The following is a 920-nucleotide window of genomic DNA, read 5'->3' as shown; positions in this document are numbered from 1 at the left end:
GCCTGGTGGCGCGTATGTTTGTGGCGCCGGGCGACGCGGTGGTGACCTCGCTCGGCGCCTACCCGACCTTCAACTTCCATGTGGCCGGCGTCGGCGGAAGGCTGGTCGCGGTGCCTTACGAGAATGACCGGGAAAGCCTGGACGCCCTGCTCGCGGCGGTGGTCAGGGAAAAGGCGCCGCTGGTCTACCTTTCCAACCCCGACAATCCGATGGGCAGTTGGTGGGAGGCTGCAGAGATCATTCGCTTCATCGAGGCGCTGCCCGAGACCACCATGCTTGTGCTCGACGAGGCCTATGGCGAGCTTGGGCCAGCCTCGGCGCTGCCGCCGATCGACGTGTCCCGCCCGAACGTCATCCGCATGCGCACCTTCTCAAAGGCCTATGGGTTGGCCGGCATACGTTGCGGCTACGCGGTGGCCGAGCCGCAGGTGATCCGCGATTTCGAGAAGATCCGCAATCATTACGGCGTCAGCCGCATGGCGCAGATCGCCGGTGTCGAAGCGCTGGCCGACCAGGCCTTCCTGGAAAGCGTGGTGGCGCGCGTCGCCGCCGGCCGGCGGCGCATTGCCGCAATTGCCGAGACCAACGGGCTGAGGCCCCTGCCCTCGGCGACCAACTTCGTCACCATAGACTGTGGCAGTGACGGCGCCTTCGCGATGAAGGTGCTGCAAGGACTTTTGTCGCGCGACGTGTTCATCCGCAAACCGATGGCGCCGAAGCTCGACCGCTGCATAAGGGTCAGCGTCGGACTTGATCACGAGCTCGACATCTTCGCCGAAGAACTGCCCGGCGCGCTGGCTGCGGCGCGGGGGAACTGACAGCGGCGCGGCGCCGCTGGTCCAGGCACCGAGCCGAGCTCCAACAAATCGATAGCAATACCCCCTCAAGCCGGTTGCTTTCGCTCGATTCCGCGCCAGACT

1 protein-coding gene is annotated in these 920 nt (G+C 65.8%); it reads left to right on the top strand.

All coding sequences use genetic code 11. From position 1 onward, the window contains the following. Positions 1-818: aminotransferase class I/II-fold pyridoxal phosphate-dependent enzyme (locus EN742_RS36175; RefSeq protein WP_128333948.1), on the top strand; the 818-nt coding region annotated here is incomplete at its 5' end. Positions 819-920 lie beyond the last annotated feature (102 nt).

The sequence above is a fragment of the Mesorhizobium sp. M4A.F.Ca.ET.020.02.1.1 genome, assembly GCF_004022645.1.
Classification (GTDB): Bacteria; Pseudomonadota; Alphaproteobacteria; order Rhizobiales; family Rhizobiaceae; genus Mesorhizobium.
The sequence above is the reverse complement of the archived record's forward strand: the minus strand, read 5'-3'. Positions and strand labels throughout refer to the sequence as shown.